Genomic DNA, 23789 nt, shown 5'->3' with positions numbered 1-23789 from the left:
GCTCTGTCAAGAAAAGTCGAGGTCACTTAACTAATAATCTTGAAAGATCATTGCTTAATCCCAGACCCATTAAAGCGATTAATAAAACTAAACCTATACAAAATCCAATTGATTTGGCCTGCTCAGATAAAGGTTGGCCACGAATAATTTCAATTAAATAATAGAATAGATGTCCACCGTCAAGCATTGGAATAGGCAATAAATTAAGCACACCTAAGCTAATGCTGACAAGCGCTAGAAATGATAGGTAGTAAGTAAAGCCGCCTCGCGCTGATTCGCCAGCGCCTTGAGCGATACCTACTGGTCCACTAAGGTTCTGCCAATCAAGCTTACCGGTAAAGAACCGTGCCATCAATGAAAAGGTTGCCTTAATTAAAGTCACTGTCTGTGTAAATGATGTGCCAATTGCTTTTAAGGGTGGCTCATGTTCATATCTAAGCCATTGCTTTGGCCATTCAACTTTTTGTGAGCGAACTCCTATAAAACCACGAGAATGGCCATCTTTCTCTTGATTGCCAATAATTAGATTAACTGGTAAAACCTCTTTACCTCGAAGTACAGTTAAGTTAATGGATTTATTAGGGTTTTTGGAGACATAATCTACTAAGCCTAACCAGTCATCTACTGACTTACCATTAAGTTCTTTAATATAATCACCTCTCTGTAAGCCTGATTTTTGAGCTGGAGAATCTGCTACTACCTCGCCAACTATAGGCGGTACTTTCGGAATAAAGGGAACGATACCTAAATTTGCTAGAGGATTAGGATTTTTACTATCCAATTTCCAAGTAGAAAGAGGTAATATAACTGTTCGCTGCTGGCCACTTTTAAGCGCTTTCAATGATAATTTAACCGACTCATCACTAGCAATTAAAGGCATTAAGGCATACTGAAAATCGCGCCAACTTTTTATAGGAGCATCGTTAAAAGCGACTATTTCTTCTTTAGCTGCTATGCCTGCAAGTGCTGCAGGGCTACCTGGCTTTACCGCATCGACTATAGGAGCTAGTGAGTATATTCCAATAACTAAAACAAGCCATAAAGCGATAAAGGCGAATAAAAAATTAAAAATTGGACCTGCTGCGACAATAGCAATACGTGCAAGAATAGATTTGTTATTGAAAGCAAGATGTCGTTCCTCTTTAGGAACTTCTTCTTCGCTTTCATCAAGCATTTTAACGTAGCCGCCTAAAGGTAATAAAGACCATACGAACTCCGTTCCACGCTTATCATGCCACCTTGCAAGCACTTTTCCAAACCCAAATGAAAAACGTAATACTTTTACGCCACACATACGAGCAACTAGAAAGTGGCCATATTCATGAACGGTGATGAGTATGACAAGGGCGATAATAAAATATACTACGGTAAGAAGCATTGTTATATTCCTGGTGCAAAAATATGCATGCCAAAATAAAAGAACGGCACTGCAGCTATTAAACTATCTAGCCTATCAAGTATGCCACCATGACCAGGTAAAAGATGACCTGTGTCTTTGATTTGTCTGCGCCGCTTTAGCATGCTAATAAAAAGATCACCAAATAAGGCAACTAGAGTAATGCCTATTGCAATGATAAACCAATTAGCAGTTATCTGAGGGCGGAAAATGAAATAACCTACGGTAGCTACCAATAGAGTTAATAAAAAACCGCCTATAAAACCTTCTATTGTTTTACCAGGACTTACAGCTGGAATCAGCTTATACCGCCCAAAGAATTTTCCCATTAAATAGGCACCAATATCTGCTGCCCATACCAAAAATAAAAGATAAACAATGAGCGAACGTCCTTTATTCATTGTAAAAATAGCCATTAAACCTTGACCAAATAATGGTAATAATAAAAGACCTAACATAACTACTATAATAGGATGTGCCCATGCCTTTTGTAATTTTGGATAGCTTTGTATGAATGTGAAAATAAAAAGCCATACAACTAAACCTACATAAAGCCAATAGTTGTAAAACCAACGTATAATAAAAAAGCTAATGACAATACTCACTATAAAACTTATTTTAGAGAAAGCTTGGGAAGCAGGAACTAATTGTAACCACTCTAAACTACAGCCTATAACTAATATAAGTATGACACTACTTAATATCCAGTAACTACTATAATAAATTCCAATAAGTACTAAGGGCACTAATATTAAGGTAGTCAACAACCTTTGTCTAAACATGCTCTATCTCATTTAGTTGTTGAGAAGTTTTACCAAAACGACGCTGACGCTTTCTAAAATTGAATAGCGCTTTTTCAAATTCCTCTGCTGTAAAATCAGGCCAGTAAGTTTGAGTAAAATATAATTCTGTATATGCTAATTGCCAAAGAAAAAAATTACTAATTCTTTGTTCACCACTTGTCCGGATAAATAGATCTGGATCAGGTAAATTATAAGTATTCAGGTAGCTAGCAAAGATATTTTCATCGATAGCATCTATCGCAATTTTTCCAGCGAGTACTTCTCTAGTCACACACTTTAGAGCATTTATAATATCCCACCGGCCACCATAATTAATGACAACATTTAAAATTAAGCGCTCATTTTTGGCAGTAAGTTCCTCAGCTCGCTGCATCTGTTTTTGCAAAGATGCCGATAGCGTTTTCCTAATTCCACTAAAGCGCAAGCATACATTATGTTGATGTAATTCCTTAACTTCTTGATGCAATGCTTTTAAAAAAAGGGACATAAGGAAATCAATTTCCTTTTCTGGACGTGCCCAATTTTCACTACTAAATGCAAATAAGCTTAATACGGGAATAGTATGCTGTAGACAGCAATGGATTATAGTCTTAACTGTTTCTACACCTGCACGATGACCTTCAAAACGTAATAAACCTCGTGTCTCGGCCCAGCGCCCATTGCCATCCATTACAATAGCTACATGCTTGGGTAATTTATTATTCAACCAAATTCTTCCAACAACTATTCATGTATCTAGTTTAACCGCTTTGCACCAAAATATTAAGTACTAAACTAATCCAAACATGACAACGTAAATAAAATTCCAGGCTATATACTATTGACCTACCTAAAAAGACAATTAAACCCTCAAAAAATCAATAAATTAAAAAATTTAATCGTATATTAATAAATATCATTAACAATATAAAATAAGGTCCTTAATTTTATACTCTTTTCGCGCAGTCATTAATACGTTTATACTTACAGTTTGCATTCAATATTAAAATACATATAAAGTCTATTTCAGTTCATTGATATGACTTCTATTAAATTTAGCCTTGGAGTTTATAATGTTTCAGCGAAAGCCTCTAGTTTTAATGATTCTTGACGGCTGGGGTTATCGAGAAGAAAAAATACATAATGCTATAGCTGCTGCAAAAACGCCTCAATGGGATAAGTGGTGGAAAAATTATCCGCATATACTTTTAGATGCCTGTGGGAAGAGTGTTGGCTTACCTAATTCACAAATGGGTAATTCTGAAGTTGGACATATGCATATTGGCGCTGGCCGAATAATTTATCAGGATTTTACTCGTATTAATGAAGCAATTGATCAAGGTGAATTTACAGCCAATCCTACTTTAGTAAATGTTATTAGTGATATGAAGCAAACTGGCCATGCTCTTCATGTTATGGGTCTATTATCGCCAGGTGGTGTTCACAGCCATGAAAATCACCTATTTGCCTTTCTCGCGTTATGTAAGCAGTTGAATTTTGATAATGTTTATTTACATTTATTTTTAGACGGACGTGATACTCCACCACAAAGTGCTATAAATAGCATACTTGCTCTTAATGCATGTTTAGCTAAGTATCCTGTAGCAACGATTGCTTCAATTACAGGGCGTTATTTTGCTATGGATAGAGATAAACGCTGGGAGCGGATTGCGCCTGTTTATCAATTATTGACTGAAGGCAAAGCAGATAGAACCTTTCTTGACGCGACCACGGCTATCCGAGCATTTTATAAAGAACAAAAGTATGATGAATTCATTCCCCCAACAATTATTGGTACAGGACGACCCATTGAAAATGGTGACTCTGTTTTCTTCTTTAATTTTCGTGCTGATCGTGTCCGTCAGCTTACCCAGGCTTTTATAGAGACTGATTTTAGCTTCTTTCATCGTACCATAAAACCCCACTTAGCACATTTTGTTAGTATGACAACCTATGCAAAAAATTTATTAACTGAAGTTGCTTTTCCGCCAATACAGATGCGCAATACCTTTGGTGAAGTAATAGCAGCTCACAGCCTAAGTCAACTTCGCATTGCTGAAACTGAGAAATATGCTCATGTAACCTTTTTCTTTAATGGCGGTTCAGAACAAATTTTTCCAAGTGAAGATCGTATTTTAATTCCTTCTCCTCGTATTCCCACTTACGATTTAATGCCTGAAATGAGCGCTCCTGAACTAACCAGAGCACTCGTAGATGCAATTATCAGTGATGATTATGATGTTATTATTTGTAACTATGCCAATGCTGATATGGTTGGTCATACAGGTGATTTTAATGCTACAGTTCGTGCCATAGAATGTTTAGATAAATGTATGCAGCAAGTAGGTCAAGCTGTTTTAGATAAGCAGGGGGCTTTATTTATTACAGCTGATCATGGCAATGCTGAGATGATGTTTGATACAGTTAATAATCAAGCCTACACTGCCCATACTTGTCAGCCTGTCCCACTTTTATTTGTTGGTGAGAATTGGCATTTTAAAGAGGCTCATGGTAGCTTAATAGATATTGCTCCATCTTTACTAGCTTGGCTTGAAATAGATAAACCTATTGAAATGACAGGTAAGTCATTATTAACAAAATTAGATTAACCGCTTATATGGTGTTGCCCACTAAGTTTTAGACAAGGCGCAAGTGAGCGGGCGAAGGAGTGTACAACTAAGTACATGACTGAGCCGAGCAAGCTTGCAACGAAGTATAAAGCTTAGTGGGCGGCGCTATACGGTTAATTGCTCAGTACTATGGATAATTAAGTGATGGCCAATAAGTTCTCTAGATCTAGCAAAAACTATCATTTTCTGTTCATCATATTGATCTTTCCTCTTATTAACTTCTCTTTTGCAGCTAACAGTGAAGCTATTACTGAAACCCAAAATAAGCTAAAGCAATTAACTAATCGCATTAACAAGCTTAAACAAAACCTTACCAACGCCTCTGATAAAAAAAGTATTCTAAACCAGGAACTTGCTAAAACAGAGAAAAAAATTGATCTCAATCTACAGAAATTACAGCTTACCCAACAAGAATTAGCCGTTAAGCAACAAAAGATCAATGGCTTAGCCCAACAAATTAATGAAATTAATCAGCTTCTACATTATCAACAAAATTTATTAGCAGAACATATCAAAATACGCTATAAAACAGGCGAATATCAGCCACTTAAATGGATAATCAATCAAAATGATTTCTTAGCAATTAGTCGATTACTTACTTATCATCAATATTTAGCTTATTCGCGCCGCCAGATAATCGATAAAATTAACGTGACTAAAACTAACTTGGCACATAATCAGGCGAAATTAAAGATAGAGATAGAAACAAAACGTGCTTTACAAAGGCAGCTAGCATCTTTTCAAGAAAAATTAAAACGCAATAAAGAGTATCAATCATTCGTGATTCAAACCTTAAATAATGATATTCAGACAAAGGAACAATCTTTATTAGAATACGAACGCAATAAAGAAAATTTAACAAAATTATTAACAAGTTTAAATGAACAAACTACGAGCTTCACTCAGTCATTAAAACCCTTTATCTACATGCGCCACAAACTACAACTACCTGTACACATTGATAAAAATAATTATCAAAAAATGAATCAAGGCATTACTTTCTTTGCTAACGAAGGAGTACCTGTTTATGCTATTTATTCAGGAAAAGTTGTTTTTAGTGACTGGTTAAATGGCTATGGCTTATTGCTAATAATTGATCATGGGCAAGGATTCATGAGTCTATATGCACATAATCAAGCCTTATATAAAAAGCAAGGAGCTATTGTACAACTTGGTGAGCAAATTGCAGCTGTCGGTCATACAGGTGGAGTAAAGCAAAACGGACTATACTTTGAGATAAGACAACGTGGTAAAGCTGTTCCACCGCTAGGATGGTTATCATAAGTTAAGAATTCAATTAATAATCTACAAAAATTACTATAATTACCCAATATATTAAAAATTAAAATAACTTTTACCGCCCAAGTGGACTATAGCGCCTATCATTTAGCTTTAGACAAAGCGCAAGCGAGAGAGGCAAGGGAGTGTACAAACAGTACATGACCGAAGACGAACGAGCTTGCAACGCAGTATAAAGCTAAATGATAGGCGCTATACTGGCATCTATATTGCTTTCCACTTTATAGACTAAAGTTATAGGAAAATTTTGTTTCAATAAATTCATTCTTATGGCAAAGAGACTATAGTTTATAAATAAATGATTTGAGAACTGGAAAGTGACTTAAGCTAAGCTTTCCTAGGAGAGATGATATGTTAAGAAATCGGTGGTATTCAAGTATTTTTGCAGCACTATTAACAAGTACTTTTCTATTGCCCTTACCCCTTCTTGCAGCCGAAGAAGCAACTTCTAATGCAGAGCAACCCACACCTACAAGAATACCTATGGAAGATGTGCAACGATTTTCAAATGCAATTAGTGAAATAAAGAAATATTATGTGAAACCAGTTGATGATAAAAAACTCTTTGATAATGCAATTAGAGGTATGTTAACAGGTCTTGATCCACATTCTGATTATTTAGATGAGAATGACTTTAAAGACCTACAAACTTCTACTGCAGGAGAGTTTGGCGGTCTAGGAATTGAAGTAACCATGGAGGAGGGAGTCATTAAGGTAGTTACTCCTCTTGTTGACACCCCTGCTTTTCGAGCTGGGATTAAAGCAGGTGATTATATAGTTAAACTAGGTAATAAATCCGTACAAGGTATTAGTTTAAAAGATGCTGTTGAATTAATGCGCGGTAAAGAAGGATCAACTATTGATCTTACTATTTTACGCAAGGGTGAAACTAAACCATTAGTTTTTTCATTAGTCCGGGAAAAAATTGTAATTAAAAGTGTCAAGAGTAAACTACTTGATGGAAAATATGGTTACATTCGTTTAACGCAATTTCAAGCAATGACTGGTCAAGACATGGAAAAAGCCATTGCCCAACTTAAGCAAGAAGCGGGTGGTAAACTTAAAGGATTAATTTTAGATTTACGTAATAATCCGGGCGGACTATTAGATTCTGCTATTCAAATAGCTGATGATTTCATCGACACCAATAAAACAGGTGAAGAGGAAATGATTGTTTATACGCAAGGCAGACTCCCTGGTTCAAAATTTACAGCGCTAGCTAATCCTGGCGATATTTTAGAAAATGCGCCAATGGTGGTTCTTATTAATAATGGCTCAGCCTCTGCATCTGAAATCGTTGCTGGCGCCTTAAAAGATAACAAACGAGCTATTATTGTTGGTACTCAAAGCTTCGGAAAGGGCTCAGTACAAACAGTATTACCGCTTGATGATAAGCGAGCTATTAAGTTAACAACTGCACTTTATTACACGCCTTCAGGCACCTCTATTCAAGCAAAAGGCATTACACCTGATATTGTTATTGAAGAGGTCGAGGTAGCAAAGAGTGATGATGATAAAAAGTCACTTTTTTCAGGTTTTTCTGAAGCAGATTTAAGTGGCCATTTAGATGATGGCAGTAGTACAGAGAAACAACAAGCCTCTCCAGCTGTAGAAGGCAATGAATCTATAAAAAATGATCAAGCGTTATTACATGAAGATTATCAACTTTATGCTGCATTAACTATCCTTAAAGGCCTCGCTCTAGCTAGAAAATAATTCTGATTGTGCTTACCTAGGGTAAGCACAATCTATAAGCTCATAGGTTTTCTAGGGTAATCTGCCTAATATACACACTAAAATGTTTCTTACTTATTAATTTATGGCATAATTACAATTTTGCGAAGTGGCCCTATGCGTTTTATTATTCTCTTTCTAAGCTTAATAATGATGCAATTTAATTGCTTTGCAAGCGTAGAAAATGTATTTGAGACGATTAAAACGGATCCTAAAAAGCTATACTCTTTTCTCAAAGCCATGCCTAAAGGGGGTGAACTACACTATCACCTAGCAGGTGGTGCTTACCCTGAAACAATGCTCGCCCTGGCAGCTCAAAATAATTATTGTGTTACCCCACAAACATTTACAGCAACTTATCAGCAAGAGCCATGTGATAGCCAAACTATTAATATAAGCGCCATACCTCCCAAAAGTAGCCTTTATCAACAAATCATACAAGCATGGTCTTTTAAGAAATTTAAACCTGGGAAAATCTCTGGCCACGATCACTTTTTTAATTCCTTTTACAAATTTATGCCTATTGTTATTAATCAACCAGGCCCTGTACTTGCAACAGTGATGCAACGTGCCGCAGCTCAACATGAGCTTTACATGGAAATTATGCTGTCAGTTAAAGACTTTAACCAACAAATTATTAATAAAGAATCTATTATTCCAAGTCACTTTAATCGCTTAAAAGAGCTATTATTTGCTAATCAAACTTTTAACTCAACTGTACAAGAGATTAATTCTGAATTAACCAACTTATTACCTAATGCTAGAGATTATCTGGGTTGTGATAAACAACCAGAGCAAGCGGCCTGTCAATTAAAAATTAATTTTCAACTTCATGTTTTACGTGAGCAACCTTTAGCTCAGGTTTTTTCACAAGCTCTTCTTTATTTTACAATTGCTGCAAAAACACCTGAGATTGTTGCAGTTAATTTAGTTCAAGCAGAAGACGGACTTATTTCATTAAAAGATTATCATCGCCAAATGCAAATTTTTAACTTTATGCATCAATTGTATCCTAATGTCCATATTGCTTTGCATGCCGGAGAACTTTCTAAAAATGCTCAAGCACCAGCTTTGAAAACAAAAGATTTACGTTTTCATATTAATGAAGCAATTAAGTTGGGTCATGCAGAAAGAATTGGCCATGGCATTGATATCAGCCAGGAAAATAATGCTAATAAACTTATTAAGTATATGGCAGCTAAGTATATTCCAGTTGAAATTAACTTAACTAGTAATAAAAGAATTTTAAATGTGTTTAAAGATCAACATCCATTTAAATTATACCTTAAGCATCAAGTACCTATTGTGCTTTCTACAGATGATGAAGGCATTTTACGCACTAGCTTAACTAAAGAATATGCTATTGCCATAAGGGATTATAATCTCGACTATCAAACCTTAAAACGTATCAATCATAATGCATTAACCTATAGTTTCTTACCAGGAAAAAGCTTATGGGCGGATCCTTGGACCTTAAAACCTATAAGCGTTTGTAGAAAGCTAAATAGCTCTAGTTGTCTTAATTTTATTAAAACAAGTGAAAAAGCGAAATTACAAAGAAAGCTGGTATTAAAGCTCCAAGCGTTTGAAAGAATGTATAATAATTCTCATCCCAGATAAGTTAGCCTAGTTAAACTTAATCAGCTAGACTTTGTTAAACTTCGTTTAAAACGAATTAAATAATCTACAGCACGAAATGCCTCTGCTACACGTTCGCCATTTGTAACGCGTTCTTGTAAAATTTGCATAGTTGGCGCTGAGATAATGCCATTTCCTAATAATAGACCATCGAGTGCAAACTTAATGAAACATTCTTTAACATGCTCCCAAATAAATTCATAATGATCAGTACTGCCTTTAAGTAATAGGCTTAAGGGAATATAGCCATCAAAAGGATGATGTTGATGATAATATTGCATCACTACAGGAATTTCATAGGTACCGGCTTCTACCTTTTCTATTTGATAACTATAAGATGATTTTTTAAGTAAATTAATACAACTTTCTAATTGCTGCTCGGCTAGCTGTTCATAATAATTAGACCAAATAACTAATATTTTTTGCCCTGACATTGACTTAACTCACTACTTATAAAATAAACCTAATTTATTACTCTGCAAATGGGTTACGTAATACTATGGTTGAATTACGTTCTGGGCCAGTTGATAAAATATCAATAGGGATACCTAAGAGCTCCTCAATGCGTTTAATATATGCTTTAGCATTAACTGGTAAAGCATCAATGGATGTTAAATCTGCTGTTGATTCCTGCCAACCTGGCATCTCTTCATAGATTGGAATAATATCTCCAAAATCGTCCGCGGATGGCGGAAAATCGGTAATTAATTTGCCATGGCGATCCTGGTAGGCTGTCGCTATTTGAATAGTATCTAAACCATCAAGGACGTCGAGTTTTGTAAGACAAAGTCCAGAGATGCTGTTGATATCAATTGAGCGGCGTAATAAGACAATATCTAACCAACCACAACGTCTTGGTCGACCAGTAACAGCGCCAAATTCATTACCTCGCTCTGCTAAGCGGCTACCAATATCATTTTGTAATTCAGTTGGAAAAGGTCCGCCCCCTACGCGAGTTGTATAAGCCTTAGCAATACCTAAAATATAGTCTAAATAACGAGGCCCAAAACCTGCACCATTAATGACACTACCAACACACGTATTTGATGAGGTAACATAAGGATAAGTACCATGATCAATATCTAAGTGGATACCTTGAGCCCCCTCAAATAAGATAGAGTCACCTTGTTTGCGATGAATATGCAAGCGAGCAGTTACATCACAAACCATATTAGCTAATTCATCAGCCCAGATTAGAGCGTCATTTATTGTAGATTGTAAATCAACTTCAGGCTGATTATAGTAATTTTTCAATAGGAAATTATGATAATGGATTAATTCTTTGGCTTTTTCCTTAAATCTTTGTGGATTTAAAAGATCATTAACTTTAATTGCCCTTCTGGCAATTTTATCTTCATAAGCAGGGCCAATACCACGTCCTGTTGTACCAATAGCTGTATTACCTTTTTCTCTAGCTTTATCTAGTGCAACGTGAGTAGGTAAAATTAATGAACAAGATTGGCTAATATGCAAACGTTCTCGAACTTTAATCCCTTTGCTCTCTAGCTCACTAATTTCTTTTAATAAATCATTAGGTGATAGTACAACGCCATTGCCAATATAGCATTGGACATGGGAACGTAATATGCCAGAGGGAATTAAACGTAAAACCGTTTTTTCACCATTAATTTTTAATGTGTGGCCCGCATTATGCCCACCTTGATAGCGAACAACAACTTGAATATCGCCTGTTAATAAATCAACAATTTTACCCTTACCTTCATCACCCCATTGGGTTCCTACAATGACTACATTTTTACCCATAACTAACTCTTACTCTGCAAATTGGTGAATAATAGTAAGGAGTATTACGCCCGCTAACATACTTAATAAGCCCGTAATACGTAATACCTTTTCATCCTGTATAATGACTCTGCTCAGCAAACGTTTCCAACGCTCGGGAAAACCAAATGGCATTAGCCCCTCAAAAACAAATACTAAGGCTAGTGCTGAAAGAAAATTAATTAACACTTATATAGCCTCCACAAAAAAACAGGTTAAGCCACACCACTTAACCTGTCTTTTAGCTCCAGTTACCTACTCCAAGCTATTAAATCGATAGCCAACTTAAATTGCTCACTAAACTCTTTGCACAGATTAAAAAACTAAGAAAACCATGCTCAACCGGTATCCCAACTTTCGAAGCTCCCTTGCCAGATCCCACGAACAAGCCGCAAGTCGTTGGCATAGAGAAGGACACCTATTTATCAGTCTTTCAATTTTCCTGCGCTGAGCACCAAACTAATCATTATAATCCGTTTTTCCCTTGTACTCCATTACCTTTTAACAAAGAATGCTTAAAGTAATCAAAAAAAGTACTACTTTCATCAAGTACCATTAACGTACGCTCATTATTTAAGCTTGCTTCATAAGCTTTTAAACTGCGATAAAAATTAAAAAATTCTTGGTTTTTGCTATAAGCAGCATTATAAACAGCAGTTGCTTCAGCTTGGCCTTGGGCTCTTATGATTTCTCCTTGGCTTCTCGCCTGAGCAAGTAAGATAGTTACTTCAGCATCCGCAGAAGCTTGAATAGCTTCTGCTTCGGCAATACCGTCAGCTCGATGCCGGTTAGCAATTCTTTGCATGTCTGCACGCATTAATTGATAAACTGCATTCCTAGTGTTAGGGGGAAGCTCAATGCCTTTTACTCGTACATCGACTACCCTAATACCTAAGCCATGTGCCTGTTGTACTGCCTTTTCGCGCAGTAGATTCATAATGTCATCACGGCCAGATACTAGATCAGAAATGGTGCGCTTACCAAATTCCGCCCTTAAAAAAGTATTTAGTTGCTGCTCAAGCAGTGTCTCTGCCTTAAACTCATTGCCTCCTGTTGATTTAAAATAGTGAGCCAAGCTAGCGATACGCCATTTAACATAATAATCAACAATGACATCTTTCTTTTCTCGAGTAACAATCCGCGAAGATTTAATATCTAAAGTTTGTAGGCGTGTATCAAATACTCTAGCACTTTCTATAAAAGGCACTTTAAAGTGTAGGCCAGGTTGTAAGATCTTTGCCTCATTAGTATGTGAATCATTAACTAATCGACCTAGTCGTAACAAAATACCTTGTTGGCCCTGTTGTACAGTAAATACACTTGCTAAAATTAGCATTAAAATAAAAAATATAAATATTCCCAACATCGTTTTAAATGCATTCATCTATTCACTCCTTCCTGGGCGGAGAGTTTGTCTAACTGTATTACGAATTTTGTTATTATCTGTATCCCCATTAACTCCCATAGTTTGCTCTGCAACAGCATCACTACCTTCAACTTTACTTTGGTTTGGATTAGAAGGAAGTGCAGTCATTAATTTATCCAAAGGAAGATAAAGTAAATTGCCAGCCGCTGCTGCAACAATAACTTTATTACTTTGAGTCAATACTTTTTGCATCGTATCTAAATACATACGCTGCGAAGTTACAAAGGGTGATTGAGTATAAAATGGCAAAATAGCTTGGAATTCAGCGACCTCACCTTTTGCACGAAATACCACTTGTCTAGCATAAGCTTGAGCCTCTTCAGTAATACGTTTTGCATTACCTTGAGCTATTGGCACAACACGAGCTTGATAAGCACGAGCTTGCTGTTTAAAACGCTTCTCATCTTCCTGTGCTTTAATGGCATCATCAAACGCATCTTGAACATTCTCTGGCGCCCTTGCAGGTTGCGGTGCAACATTTACTATTACAATACCTGTTTTATATGTCTCTAAAATTTTAACTAAATAATCAAAGACATTACTACCCCAAGCCTCTCGCCCTTCAGTAATAATTTCATCTAAAGTAGTTAACCCAATAACATGACGAAGTGCACTTGATGTGGCTTGTTGTAAACTTTCTTCCGGATTACTAACATTAAATAAGTAAGCCTGTAAATCGCCAATACGATATTGGACTACTAGAGAAACAGCGACTAGATTTTCATCTTTTGTAAGCATTTGCGCTGAATAAGAATAATCCGATACACGCTCAACATTAACAACAATTTTAGAATCAATTAAGCGAGGTATCCAATGCGGCCCTGGCCCAACTGTTTTAATATATTTTCCAAAACGAAGAATAGCAGCCTGTTCTGCAGGGTCAACAATAAAAATACCTGATAGAGCCCATAGAATAAAAAGAATTAACAGAACTATTAAAGCAATCAAACCCCCATTACCATTAGCTGCTGTTGTTTCCTCTGGATCTTCAGGATTATTTGAATTTCCACCGCCTCTTAAGGCCTTCTTCAATTTACTTTGAAAGCGTTTTAAAGCCTCATCTAAATCTGGTGGCTGCTTCTTGCCAGTCCATGGATCTTTATCTTTCTCTGGCTCATTCCATCCCATTTGTTTCTCCGCCTTCTTAATTTTAAAGAAAGCTAGAATTCTAGGGCTTACCCAAGTTTTAAGCAAGGGTATAAATAATTAGTGGCAACTTTTAAGTCAGCTGCCACTAATGATTAACGTGTGTTTACCAACATCTGCTCTAATAGCGGTTGTTCTTCACTTTCAGTTAAATTAACATAAACTTCAGGCTGCGGTTTAGTCATCTCAGCCACAATACGTGCTGTCCGCGTTTTAGGATGTTCTTTTGCATACTGACACACGCCTTCCCACGAATTAATCTGACCCGTAGTGATTTTCCATAACATTTCACTCCAAGGCGAATAAATAGTAGCGCGCTTAATAACTTCTCTATATCTTTTTACAAAAATAGCAAATAATTTTTCATCTTGATCAAGCTCCTGCTTATTACTATCAGCAAGCACTAATTTCTCACACTTAAATGCTAGGCGATCAGAAATACCAAAAAATTTCTTTACAGAATATGACCATGTTTTATTAGTATAAATAATATCATGTAAGGAATTATTTTTATCATGGCTGGCACGTAAAAATTGAATACTTGAGTGGTTATCCTCTATTGTGTAGTTCTTTACCGCCTTCACCAACTCAACTCGATGAGTATTTAATAAATTACGAAACGTCTCGGTGGAAGGGGTTGTTGCCCCATGACATAGTAAAATAGCAATGCCTTGTAGCGCTTGTTTTGGGGCAATATTCTCTTGTAAGCGTAGACATAATAAATCAATTGCCGTATATCCATCATCATTTCTATGATTAAGTTGCTGCCTGCAAATAGCGCTCGTTTTGGGATGATTGAGTAACACTTTTAAAACATCTACCGAACCTGAATGTGCAGCTAATAATAAAGCTGTATCTTTAACCTCTAAACTAAGATTATCTGCACAAGCGCCAGCATCAAGAAGCTTACTTACTGCCTCAGGAAAATTTACTGCTATTGCATGCTGAAGCGGTTGCAAACAGCCCTGCAGTCCACCTTGTAGTTTAGTTTCACTTGCCTGATTAATATCTAAATGAAGTCCTATAATTGTAGAAAATGTGTCAGCATTACCTAAATTAATTGCATGCGCTAAAATAGTTTGCCCATTTATATCATAGGAATTTAATGCTTGCTTATAGGATATATTAGGCTCTGAGTCATTTTTTATTTCTCTATCTGGGGCATTTACCAGAGTAGATAACGGTAAACGAGCTAAAAAGACTGGTAACAAGTCTAGCTTACCAAGCTTTAATAATAGGTGAAATGGCTGATGCAAATAAATGTCTATTCTTTTCTCTAAAATAGTTTGAATAAATTCAGTTAAATTTTTATTTTCTTTATCATGCTGATGAATTAAATAATTTAATACAGAAACTTGCTGCCCGTTTAACCAATAAGCACGATACAAAAACTGATTATCTAATTCTAACTGATTATCAATAAATCTTTTAAAATCATTAATATTTTCAAGGTGCTGCGCCAGCTCATTAAACATATCCATAGTTTTACCTCAAGTCTTAAATTAGAGAGACAACCTCTCTTATCCTACAGTAAAAAAATTTATTACTCCTAATATAAATTACATGCTGTTCAGACTAAAAGTAAGACTTACCTAGATTTATTTAAGTTTAAACATTTAAATAAAGATTCAACTTTATTTTTTATAATAAATTAAATCCCAAACCCCATGCCCTAAGCGATTACCTCTTAACTCAAATTTCGTAATTGGTCTTGAGCTAGGTCGGGGCGCAAACCCATTATCAGGCTGGCTATTTTTTAAGGCAGTTTCAGCTGATAAAACTGCTTGCATAGACTCTGCATAATCTTGCCAGTCAGTCGCACAGTGCAAAAATCCGCCTGGTTTTAGGCGATTAGCAATTAATTTAACAAAATCTGATTGGATTAAACGTCGCTTATGATGTCTTTTTTTATGCCATGGGTCAGGAAAAAAGATTTGCACACCATCTAAGGATTCCGCTGCGATTTGCTGATTAAAAATAGCTACAGCATCGAACATAGCAACTCGAACATTACTAATTTCTTTTTCATGTAAATCGGCCACTAGGCTTCCAACACCAGCTCGATGGACTTCAATACCAATAAAATTTTTATGAGGATTCTGCTCTGCCATCGCAATAAGCGAAGCGCCCATACCAAACCCAATTTCAACGATAGTTTCAGTATTTCGGCCAAAAATAGCTTGAAAATCCCAAACGATATCATCTACAGGTAAAATATATTGTGTCAGCCACTTATCTAAAGCAAGTTGTTGACGTTTACTCATACGACCTGCTCTTAATACAAAGCTTTTAACAGTTCGTTGCATCTGAATCATTATCTCCACAAAAGGCAGCAATTATAAGCCGATAATCTATAATTAAGTAATTATTTGTCATCTTTTAACAGATGTAAGCTTTTTTAACTAAATAGGGTAAAAAAATCGCTTATCGATTGCAAAATTCTTCTTTTTTTGTTATAAAAGCGCTCTTTGCCTAACACTGAGTCAACACCCATGCCAATGGTTGTGATTTTTTCAGTTATGGTTTTATTTAGAGAAAATTTGGAGTAACAGCATGTCAAGAGTATGTCAAGTTACTGGCAAGCGGCCCATGACTGGTCATAATGTATCACACGCCAATAATAAAACTAAAAGACGTTTTTTACCTAATATTCAACAGCATCGCTTTTGGGTTGAAGAAGAAAACCGCTTTGTCACGTTAAAAGTAAGTATGAAAGGTATGCGTATTATCGATAAACTTGGTATTAAAACCGTTATCGATAAGTTAAGAGAAAAAGGCGAAAAAGTCTAATTAAGAGGATTAACCATGGCAGCTGTCACTATTAAAATTAAAATGGAATCTACTGCAGGTACAGGTTATTTTGTAACTACGACTAAGAATCCAAGAAATTGCCCTGATAAATTTGAATTTAAAAAATACGATCCCGTCGTGCGGAAGCATGTATTATTTAAAGAGAAAAAAGTAAAATAGATTGCTTTTATCTATTTAGTTCCTATTTCTCATTTTCGACTTAATAACGCCACAGTTTGGAAATAAATGTGGCTATTATTTTTTTGTCTAAAATTAATAGCCTGTTAATAACACCCACTATCTTAATTAATCCTTTATCCAATAACCAAGTAACCTAATTAAGCTTTAGAGAAGTTTTAACTTATATATAATAAAATCAACCTCTTATTACTTTTAATCCCATTATATATGGTATAAGCTACTGGATAATCTTAGTGAATCAGTTAAACTTAATAATAAGCAATGATCTAAGAGGATAGTGGATGAAACCCTCGTTGCAACTTAGTATTGGTCAACAACTGACGCTTACTCCTCAACTTCAGCAAGCGATCCGCCTGTTACAATTGTCTACTATTGATTTACAACAAGAAATACAACAAGCTGTTGAGTCAAATCCTTTACTTGAAGTTTTACCTAATGAAGAAAAGGAAGATATCACTGATAATTCCGAGCGAAGTTCTGAAGATAATGATTTTCAATGGTCACAACTTTATAATCTTAATAAACGCAGTAATTTTGAAGATACCGATTTTAATTATGAAAATTTATACTGTACAACAACTAACTTACAAGAACATTTACGGTGGCAGCTAGAATTAACGCCGATGAGTGATATCGATCGCGTTATTGCTACAGCAATTATTGATGCAATCGACGATGATGGATTTTTAACCCAGTCGGTTAATGAACTACATGCAAGTTTAAATAGTGATTCCTATCCTCTTGATATTGAAGAAATTGAGGCTGTCCGTCACCGGTTACAATTATTTGATCCCGTAGGCTGTGCTACCCTCAATCTATCTGAGTCATTGCTAATACAGCTTAGTCAATTTCCTGAATATGATAAAGATATTGAATTAACTAAGGCAATTGTTAAAAATGATTTAGAGTTACTAGGACAGCATAATTATCGGCAATTAATGAAGAATCATCATGTGAATGAAGAAACTATTAATCGAGTTTTACAAATTATTCATCAATTGCATCCTAAGCCAGGTAGTTTAATCCAACAAAATAATGTGGAATATATTATCCCAGATGTCATCGTAAAAAAAATGGATGGAACTTGGCAGGTTCTCTTAAACCAAACAATCCTGCCGCGTTTATCAATTAATAGTCAATATGCATCTATGATTCAACGTGCTAATAGCAGCGCTGATAATCAATTTTTAAAAAATAATCTTCAAGAAGCGAGATGGTTTTTAAAAAGTATTCAAAGCCGTCAAGAGACATTACTTAAAGTCGCTCGTACTATTGTAGAGAGACAAATTGAATTTTTAGAGCATGGTGAAGAAGCGATGAAACCACTCATACTCAATGATATTGCAGTTGCTCTAGATATGCATGAGTCAACTATTTCACGAGTAACAACAAAGAAATTTATGCATACGCCACGCGGAGTCTTTGAATTAAAATATTTTTTCTCAAGCCATGTCACAACAGTGAATGGAGGTGAATGTTCTTCTACCGCTATACGTGCTGTAATTAAAAAAATAATTGCTTCAGAAAACCGCCAAAAACCTCTTAGTGATAGCAAAATTGCACAGCTAATTAGTGAGCAAGGGATTAAAGTGGCTCGTCGAACAGTGGCAAAATATCGTGAAGCAATGTGTATTGCTCCATCTAATGAACGCAAAACAATCCGTAGTTAATAAGTTTTAAGAGGAGGAAAAATCATGCAAATAAACTTCACAGGCCATCAAATGGACATTACACCCGCATTAAAATCCTATACTGAAGGAAAATTTAGTAAATTAACTCATCATTTTGATAATATTACTGCTATTAATGTCGTTTTTAATATTGAAAAATTAGCACAAATTGCTGAAGCAACTATTCATGTTGCAAAAGGTACATTTCATGCACGTGCCGAACACGATGATATGTATGTTGCTATCAATGAATTGGTTGAAAAATTAGATCAACAGCTCATTAAGCATAAAGAAAAACTACGTACTCATTAAAATCTAATCTTTTACTCTGTGCCAAGGATAGGCGCAGAATAACCTTCAATTAACTGTCTAAACTTGTCAGAATTATCTAACCCACGATAAAATAATTCTTTTTAGCTGAAATGATCTTATGAACCTCGGTTATTTTATTGCGCCTCAGCATGTTTATATCGACTTAGCCTCCCAAAGTAAAACGGCTGTTTTTCACAAAATTAGTGAGTTGTTTACAACAACTATTCCTGAGCTTAACTTCAATGAGTTATTTGATGCTTTTTGGCATCGCGAACTTCTGGGTAGTACAGCAATTGGGCATGGAATTATTATTCCACATATACGGCTACCAACTATCAATCAGCCGAAAGCTTGCCTTATTAAATTAATAAATCCAGTTGACTTTGGTGCCGAAGATAAACAGCCGGCTGATTTAGTTGTAGGTTTAATTGTTCCGCCTAACCAAGAAGAACATCATTTGACAATTCTTGCTGCAATTATTAAACAATTTAGTGATTCAAGCTTCAGAAATGCTTGCCGAAAAGCAAATAATGCGGAATCATTATATGCTCTTGTAGTAAACGGTGCATTAGAGACACAAGCTTCTTAACCGTTTAATATCGTGAGTTTGACATCAAGAAATCAAATTCTCTAGATTGTAAAATGAACGTTATCCCGTAAAGGTAAAGCATTTACCGGGTCTACATCAAAGCAGGCTAGTTCAATATAAAAAAGTAAAAACCTATCTTTTATATTGAACTCACGTTAATTAATGATTATAAGTTGATTTCTATGATTGAAACAAATGTTCGGATTATTAATAAATTAGGACTTCATGCGCGTGCCTCAGCTAAATTTGTTTCTACAGCAGCCAAATTTCAAAGCCAAATTGAGGTTATTAAGCAATCTCAAAAAGTAGATGGCAAAAGCATTATGGGCGTTATGATGCTTGCTGCTACACAAGGCTCTGAATTAATTATTAAAATTAATGGCCCAGATGAAAAAGATATGGAGAAAGCGTTGGTTGAGCTCATTAATAATCGCTTTGATGAGCCAGAATAAAAAGGTTTAAACTGAAGCTTTAGAATTTTTTAAATTTCTATTATTTATCTTCAGAAGATTTTTTCTGCCTGCGTATTTTATTTAATTTTATTAATAATTGGATTGGCCCAGATAGAGCATAGATAACAAAACCTGTAAATAAGATTAAAGAAGGGTTAGCAGCAATAGCCACAAATAAAATAATCATTAATAATAGGTATAGAAAGGGAACATGCCCCTTAAAATCAACCTCCTTAAAACTATAATAATGAATATTACTTACCATAAGTGCTGCTGCAATAATCGTCAGCATTGCTGTTATTAAAGATATTATAAAGTAGTGACTTTGATTTTGGTGACAAAGCCAAACAAAAGAAGAAACTAAAGCCGCCGCTGCAGGACAAGCAAGCCCTTGAAAATAGCGTTTATCAACTGTGCCTACCTTAGTATTAAAACGGGCCAGCCGCAATGCAACTGCTGCTGTATAAATAAAGGCAACTAACCAACCAATCTTACCTAATTGCTGTAAATTCCAGCTATATAATAATAAGGCAGGCGCAACGCCAAAAGTTACCATGTCTGAAAGACTATCATACTGTGCCCCGAAAGCCGATTGAGTATTCGTTAAACGAGCTATACGACCGTCTAAACTATCAGCGATCATACCAATGAAAATTGCAATAATCGCTGCTTCATATTGGCCTTTAAATGCCGCAACAATAGCATAAAAAGCTGCAAATAAACTTGCTGTAGTAAAAAGATTAGGTAATAAATAAACACCAGAGGGATTTTCTTTTGAATTCACAACTTAAGCCTACCAGATAAATATACTTAAAATTATTATATAATATTTTCTTTGCTTGAAGTTTACTTTTTAAGTAAAGAAGTACTTAAAGCAAGCAAAATCACTTAAAATCAAACAAATATCCTAACACAATCAGCCTATTAACTGCTATGATCGATGTATTATTCTAAGCATCTTCTTGTTAAATAGGCTTTAAAAATCTAAATTAAAGTGAATCCGATATAAAAGTTAGATCTTTTATAAAAAACCTTCATCTCTTTTATAATGAACACATTAATTTCAGTTAAACTAACTTAATCATTACCTACCAATATGATGCTATAATAGGCATACTGTTTTGTTTGTGTTTTAGCTATGACTAATTCTGATGTAGATAAGAAAAAAATTGTAATTGAAGGCGTAACGGAACAAGGTAAGGCTTTTCGTCCGAGTGACTGGGCCGAGCGTATGAGTGGAGCTATGGCTGTCTTTAAAAATAATCGTATTTATTATTCGCCCTTCCTCCAACCTAGTATTAATACGCAAGGCTATAAATGTGTTTTATTAGATCCTAAATTAAAAGAAACAAGCCCCGATGTTTATCAATCGATTATAGAATTTGCAAAAGAAAATAACCTCAAGATTTGTGGTGAAGACTAATTTAAGTGCTTGTATAATTTAGAGTAAATGCAGCAATTTTACCGAAGATAGTTGCTATTACACTTACTGTATTATCAAAATTAACAGCTAAAATCCCTGCAAATAAAAACATAAACCCCTTCAATCCATCTTGACCTTGTGAGCCTGGATTACTAGCATGGCTTAATAATACAGCCCCGCGAACAAACCAAATCAAGCCAGCTATACGAATTATCAATCCCATTGAACCAAATATACTATTATGATCATAATCTGTATAGGATAAAACATTACCAATACCAAATGTCGTATTAGAAAGTGCATCTAAAGCAGAAGGTAAAAAAAGTAACGCCGCCCCGCCTAGAATATAAGCAATAGGCACATAAATGCTTTCTTGTGATGAGGAATTTGCCCGCTGATCTCCGATTTTAAGCAGCTTTTGCAGAGCTGTAATAAAAAAGAGAATACCAAGCATATAAGCTATTCCTACAATCACAGATTGGACAGGAAAAAGTGATCGGCTTAAGTTGCCGAGCATTGCAATTAAATCAGTATTTCCACTCATAGCTTAATTATACCCTAATTTCTGTATTACTACTTGCAATGCGAGCCATTTAGCCTATATTAGATAACTTTTTCAGTTAGTAGTAAAAACATGCAAGCAAAATTATTTCCCATTACTTTAATAGAAGCTTTTATGCTCTCGCCCAAGGTTAAGCATTTTATCTTTAAAGCTGATAAAACCCCGCCCTTTGATTATATTCCTGGGCAATTTATTACTATTCATTTTGAGCGAGATGGAAAACTACTTAAGCGTAGTTATAGTATAGCTAATATACCCAACCAAGATAATTATATAGAATTTGCAGCTGGATATATTGAAGGAGGGCCAGGGACCGATTTACTATTCAATTTAGCACCTGGCAACATAATTAATATTAATGGACCTTTTGGTCGCTTAATTTTGAAAGATGAGTTACCCAAGCGCTATATTTTAGCAGCGACAAGTACAGGCATAACACCTTATCGCGCTATGCTTAAGGAACTTACTAACCGGCTTAAACAAAACTTAGAGTTAAAAGTATTAATTATGCTAGGGGTACAGCGGCCAGAAGATGCACTTTACGAGTCGGAATTCTTAGCTCTGGCAAAGTCTTATCCAAATCAGGTTACTTTTAGAGTACAATTAAGCCGAGCTAATGATATAAGTCTACAGCCTCATCAGTTTCAAGGCTATATTCAACATGCTTTTCCAGAAATAGCACTAAACCCTGCTGAAGATGTAGTTTATTTATGTGGCAATCCAGGAATGATTGATGAATGCTTTGAAGAATTAAAAAATCGTGGTTTTGCAATGCAACAAATCATTCGCGAAAAATATATTTCTGCTACTACAAGGTAGTGGCAACTGTTTCTGCAGCCTAAATAAGGAGTGTAAATTAACATGTATTACGAAGAATTAGCCAACACCATAGAACAATTAACTCAAGAAGGAAAAGGAATACTTGCAGCAGATGAAAGTAATGGCACTATTGGTAAACGCTTTGCTAGCATTAATGTAGAAAATAGTGAGGACAATCGCCGCAATTACCGTCTTCTCCTGGCTACAACTTCTGAATTAGAGCAATATATTAGTGGTGTTATTTTATTTGAAGAAACCTTTCAACACCGCGATGATAATGGCACTTCAATTGCTGAGTTATTTACTCAAAAAGGTATAGTGCCAGGTATTAAGGTTGATAGAGGGCTAATTAATTTAGCTAATACTGAAAATGAAAAGGTTACTCAAGGATTAGATGGTCTTGAAGAGCGCTTAATCCATTTTAAAAAATTAGGTGCGCGTTTTGCTAAATGGCGAAATGTTTATTCTATTACTGAATCAACTCCAAGCTTAGCTGCAATGAGAGCAGGCGCTGAGAATCTAGCTCGATATGCAGCCTACTGCCAATCTGTAGGCATTGTTCCTATTGTAGAGCCTGAGGTTTTAATTGATGGTAACCATAACATTGATTTATGCGCAGAGGTCTCTGAAATGGTACTCCATGAAGTCTTCAAGGCTTTATTTATTCATCAGGTTGAATTAGAAAATATTATTCTTAAACCAAGCATGGTGACTAGCGGTAAAGAAGCACAGCCTTTCAGTTCACCCGAAGAGATTGCTGACTATACAATTGGTGTTTTCCGTAATACTGTGCCAGCTGCAGTACCTAGTATCAACTTCTTGTCAGGTGGCCAAACCTCTGAACAGGCAACAGCCAATTTAAATGCTATTAATCAAATTGGTTATCAGCCCTGGAATTTAAGTTTTTCATATGGTCGAGCTCTGCAAGACGATTGTTTAAAAAGTTGGCAAGGAAAGCCTGCAAACATTGAGGCAGCTCAAGCCGCCTTACTAAAACGGGCTCGTTTAAATAGTCTAGCCTGCTTTGGTGAGTATGAACCTAGTATGGAAAGAGAATAATTTAAATTTAATTAGAATAAATGACCTATCAAGTTGTTGCTTTATAAAGTTATAGCTTGATAGCGTTGCCTTTAGTTAT

General features: G+C 35.6%; 25 protein-coding genes. 13 read left to right on the top strand and 12 right to left on the bottom strand.

The features are described 5' to 3' along the window. Nucleotides 1-22: 22 nt before the first annotated feature. The 3 genes from rseP to uppS are packed head-to-tail and all read right to left on the bottom strand — an operon-like array spanning nucleotide 23 to nucleotide 2905. Nucleotides 23-1378: an RIP metalloprotease RseP gene (gene rseP, locus ACQUW5_RS03195; protein WP_444989766.1), complete on the bottom strand. Its 1356-nt coding sequence runs from the start codon at nucleotides 1376-1378 to the stop codon at nucleotides 23-25. A 2-nt stretch (nucleotides 1379-1380) separates the two neighbouring features. After that, the gene (locus tag ACQUW5_RS03190) at nucleotides 1381-2178 is read right to left on the bottom strand and encodes a phosphatidate cytidylyltransferase (protein ID WP_444989765.1); all 798 of its coding nucleotides are present in this window, start codon (nucleotides 2176-2178) and stop codon (nucleotides 1381-1383) included. Then, nucleotides 2171-2905 carry an undecaprenyl pyrophosphate synthase gene (gene uppS, locus ACQUW5_RS03185; RefSeq protein ID WP_444989764.1) on the bottom strand — a complete coding sequence of 245 codons (735 nt, stop codon included), beginning with the start codon at nucleotides 2903-2905 and terminating at the stop codon, nucleotides 2171-2173. Before uppS ends, ACQUW5_RS03190 begins: the two co-directional genes overlap by 8 nt. Nucleotides 2906-3251: 346 nt before the next feature. On the opposite strand from uppS, the gene gpmI reads away from it, so the two are divergent. From gpmI to ACQUW5_RS03165, 4 genes are all read left to right on the top strand, one after another. Continuing rightward, nucleotides 3252-4787, top strand: a complete 1536-nt coding sequence (gpmI, locus tag ACQUW5_RS03180; RefSeq protein ID WP_444989763.1) for a 2,3-bisphosphoglycerate-independent phosphoglycerate mutase — start codon at nucleotides 3252-3254, stop codon at nucleotides 4785-4787. Nucleotides 4788-4952: 165 nt separating this feature from the next. Next, a complete protein-coding gene (locus ACQUW5_RS03175) occupies nucleotides 4953-6092 on the top strand; it encodes a murein hydrolase activator EnvC family protein (RefSeq protein ID WP_444989762.1) in 1140 nt (379 codons plus the stop codon). A 366-nt stretch (nucleotides 6093-6458) separates the two neighbouring features. Next, nucleotides 6459-7823 carry a S41 family peptidase gene (locus tag ACQUW5_RS03170; RefSeq protein WP_444989761.1) on the top strand — a complete coding sequence of 455 codons (1365 nt, stop codon included), beginning with the start codon at nucleotides 6459-6461 and terminating at the stop codon, nucleotides 7821-7823. Nucleotides 7824-7958: 135 nt separating this feature from the next. Then, complete coding sequence (locus ACQUW5_RS03165; RefSeq protein WP_444989760.1) at nucleotides 7959-9461, top strand: adenosine deaminase family protein; 1503 nt, start codon at nucleotides 7959-7961, stop codon at nucleotides 9459-9461. Nucleotides 9462-9481: 20 nt separating this feature from the next. On the opposite strand, the gene ACQUW5_RS03160 is transcribed toward ACQUW5_RS03165, so the two are convergent. From ACQUW5_RS03160 to trmB, 7 genes are all read right to left on the bottom strand, one after another. Beyond that, the gene (locus tag ACQUW5_RS03160; RefSeq protein ID WP_444989759.1) at nucleotides 9482-9913 is read right to left on the bottom strand and encodes a 6,7-dimethyl-8-ribityllumazine synthase; all 432 of its coding nucleotides are present in this window, start codon (nucleotides 9911-9913) and stop codon (nucleotides 9482-9484) included. Nucleotides 9914-9950: 37 nt separating this feature from the next. Beyond that, nucleotides 9951-11243, bottom strand: a complete 1293-nt coding sequence (locus tag ACQUW5_RS03155; protein ID WP_444989758.1) for an adenylosuccinate synthase — start codon at nucleotides 11241-11243, stop codon at nucleotides 9951-9953. Nucleotides 11244-11252: 9 nt separating this feature from the next. Next, nucleotides 11253-11450, bottom strand: coding sequence for a DUF2065 domain-containing protein (locus ACQUW5_RS03150; RefSeq protein WP_444989757.1), 198 nt, complete (start codon nucleotides 11448-11450; stop codon nucleotides 11253-11255). Nucleotides 11451-11727: 277 nt separating this feature from the next. Next, a complete protein-coding gene (hflC, locus tag ACQUW5_RS03145; protein WP_444989756.1) occupies nucleotides 11728-12645 on the bottom strand; it encodes a protease modulator HflC in 918 nt (305 codons plus the stop codon). Then, nucleotides 12646-13815 carry an FtsH protease activity modulator HflK gene (gene hflK, locus ACQUW5_RS03140; protein WP_444989755.1) on the bottom strand — a complete coding sequence of 390 codons (1170 nt, stop codon included), beginning with the start codon at nucleotides 13813-13815 and terminating at the stop codon, nucleotides 12646-12648. Between the two features lie 113 nt (nucleotides 13816-13928). Continuing rightward, entirely contained in the window at nucleotides 13929-15314 is a 1386-nt protein-coding gene (locus ACQUW5_RS03135) for an ankyrin repeat domain-containing protein (RefSeq protein ID WP_444989754.1), read from the bottom strand. 153 nt (nucleotides 15315-15467) lie between these two features. Then, on the bottom strand, nucleotides 15468-16139 hold the full coding sequence (trmB, locus tag ACQUW5_RS03130) for a tRNA (guanosine(46)-N7)-methyltransferase TrmB (RefSeq protein WP_444990021.1): 672 nt from the start codon (nucleotides 16137-16139) through the stop codon (nucleotides 15468-15470). Nucleotides 16140-16386: 247 nt separating this feature from the next. Between trmB and rpmB the strand changes: the two genes are divergently transcribed. The 6 genes from rpmB to ACQUW5_RS03100 all read left to right on the top strand — a co-directional run bounded on the left by rpmB (nucleotide 16387) and on the right by ACQUW5_RS03100 (nucleotide 19847). Next, the gene (gene rpmB, locus ACQUW5_RS03125) at nucleotides 16387-16623 is read left to right on the top strand and encodes a 50S ribosomal protein L28 (protein WP_444989753.1); all 237 of its coding nucleotides are present in this window, start codon (nucleotides 16387-16389) and stop codon (nucleotides 16621-16623) included. 15 nt (nucleotides 16624-16638) lie between these two features. Then, nucleotides 16639-16803: a 50S ribosomal protein L33 gene (rpmG, locus tag ACQUW5_RS03120; RefSeq protein WP_444989752.1), complete on the top strand. Its 165-nt coding sequence runs from the start codon at nucleotides 16639-16641 to the stop codon at nucleotides 16801-16803. A gap of 302 nt (nucleotides 16804-17105) precedes the next feature. Next, nucleotides 17106-18494, top strand: a complete 1389-nt coding sequence (locus ACQUW5_RS03115) for an RNA polymerase factor sigma-54 (RefSeq protein WP_444989751.1) — start codon at nucleotides 17106-17108, stop codon at nucleotides 18492-18494. Between the two features lie 24 nt (nucleotides 18495-18518). Then, complete coding sequence (hpf, locus tag ACQUW5_RS03110) at nucleotides 18519-18806, top strand: ribosome hibernation-promoting factor, HPF/YfiA family (protein WP_444989750.1); 288 nt, start codon at nucleotides 18519-18521, stop codon at nucleotides 18804-18806. Nucleotides 18807-18924: 118 nt separating this feature from the next. Further along, on the top strand, nucleotides 18925-19395 hold the full coding sequence (locus tag ACQUW5_RS03105; RefSeq protein ID WP_444989749.1) for a PTS sugar transporter subunit IIA: 471 nt from the start codon (nucleotides 18925-18927) through the stop codon (nucleotides 19393-19395). A 182-nt stretch (nucleotides 19396-19577) separates the two neighbouring features. After that, nucleotides 19578-19847: an HPr family phosphocarrier protein gene (locus ACQUW5_RS03100; protein ID WP_115330234.1), complete on the top strand. Its 270-nt coding sequence runs from the start codon at nucleotides 19578-19580 to the stop codon at nucleotides 19845-19847. A 40-nt stretch (nucleotides 19848-19887) separates the two neighbouring features. On the opposite strand, the gene pssA is transcribed toward ACQUW5_RS03100, so the two are convergent. Further along, nucleotides 19888-20631 carry a CDP-diacylglycerol--serine O-phosphatidyltransferase gene (pssA, locus tag ACQUW5_RS03095; protein ID WP_444989748.1) on the bottom strand — a complete coding sequence of 248 codons (744 nt, stop codon included), beginning with the start codon at nucleotides 20629-20631 and terminating at the stop codon, nucleotides 19888-19890. 354 nt (nucleotides 20632-20985) lie between these two features. Between pssA and ACQUW5_RS03090 the strand changes: the two genes are divergently transcribed. Continuing rightward, nucleotides 20986-21270, top strand: coding sequence for a DUF3579 domain-containing protein (locus ACQUW5_RS03090; protein ID WP_444989747.1), 285 nt, complete (start codon nucleotides 20986-20988; stop codon nucleotides 21268-21270). A gap of 1 nt (nucleotide 21271) precedes the next feature. Here ACQUW5_RS03090 and ACQUW5_RS03085 read toward each other — a convergent pair whose 3' ends face one another. Then, entirely contained in the window at nucleotides 21272-21814 is a 543-nt protein-coding gene (locus ACQUW5_RS03085; protein WP_444989746.1) for a type IV secretion protein IcmC, read from the bottom strand. Between the two features lie 90 nt (nucleotides 21815-21904). Between ACQUW5_RS03085 and ACQUW5_RS03080 the strand changes: the two genes are divergently transcribed. After that, nucleotides 21905-22651: a ferredoxin--NADP reductase gene (locus ACQUW5_RS03080; RefSeq protein WP_444989745.1), complete on the top strand. Its 747-nt coding sequence runs from the start codon at nucleotides 21905-21907 to the stop codon at nucleotides 22649-22651. Nucleotides 22652-22693: 42 nt separating this feature from the next. Further along, nucleotides 22694-23710 carry a class I fructose-bisphosphate aldolase gene (locus tag ACQUW5_RS03075; protein ID WP_444989744.1) on the top strand — a complete coding sequence of 339 codons (1017 nt, stop codon included), beginning with the start codon at nucleotides 22694-22696 and terminating at the stop codon, nucleotides 23708-23710. The last annotated feature ends 79 nt before the right edge of the window (nucleotides 23711-23789 follow it).

It is taken from the genome of Legionella pelazae, assembly GCF_052527395.1.
The sequence above is the reverse complement of the archived record's forward strand: the minus strand, read 5'-3'. Positions and strand labels throughout refer to the sequence as shown.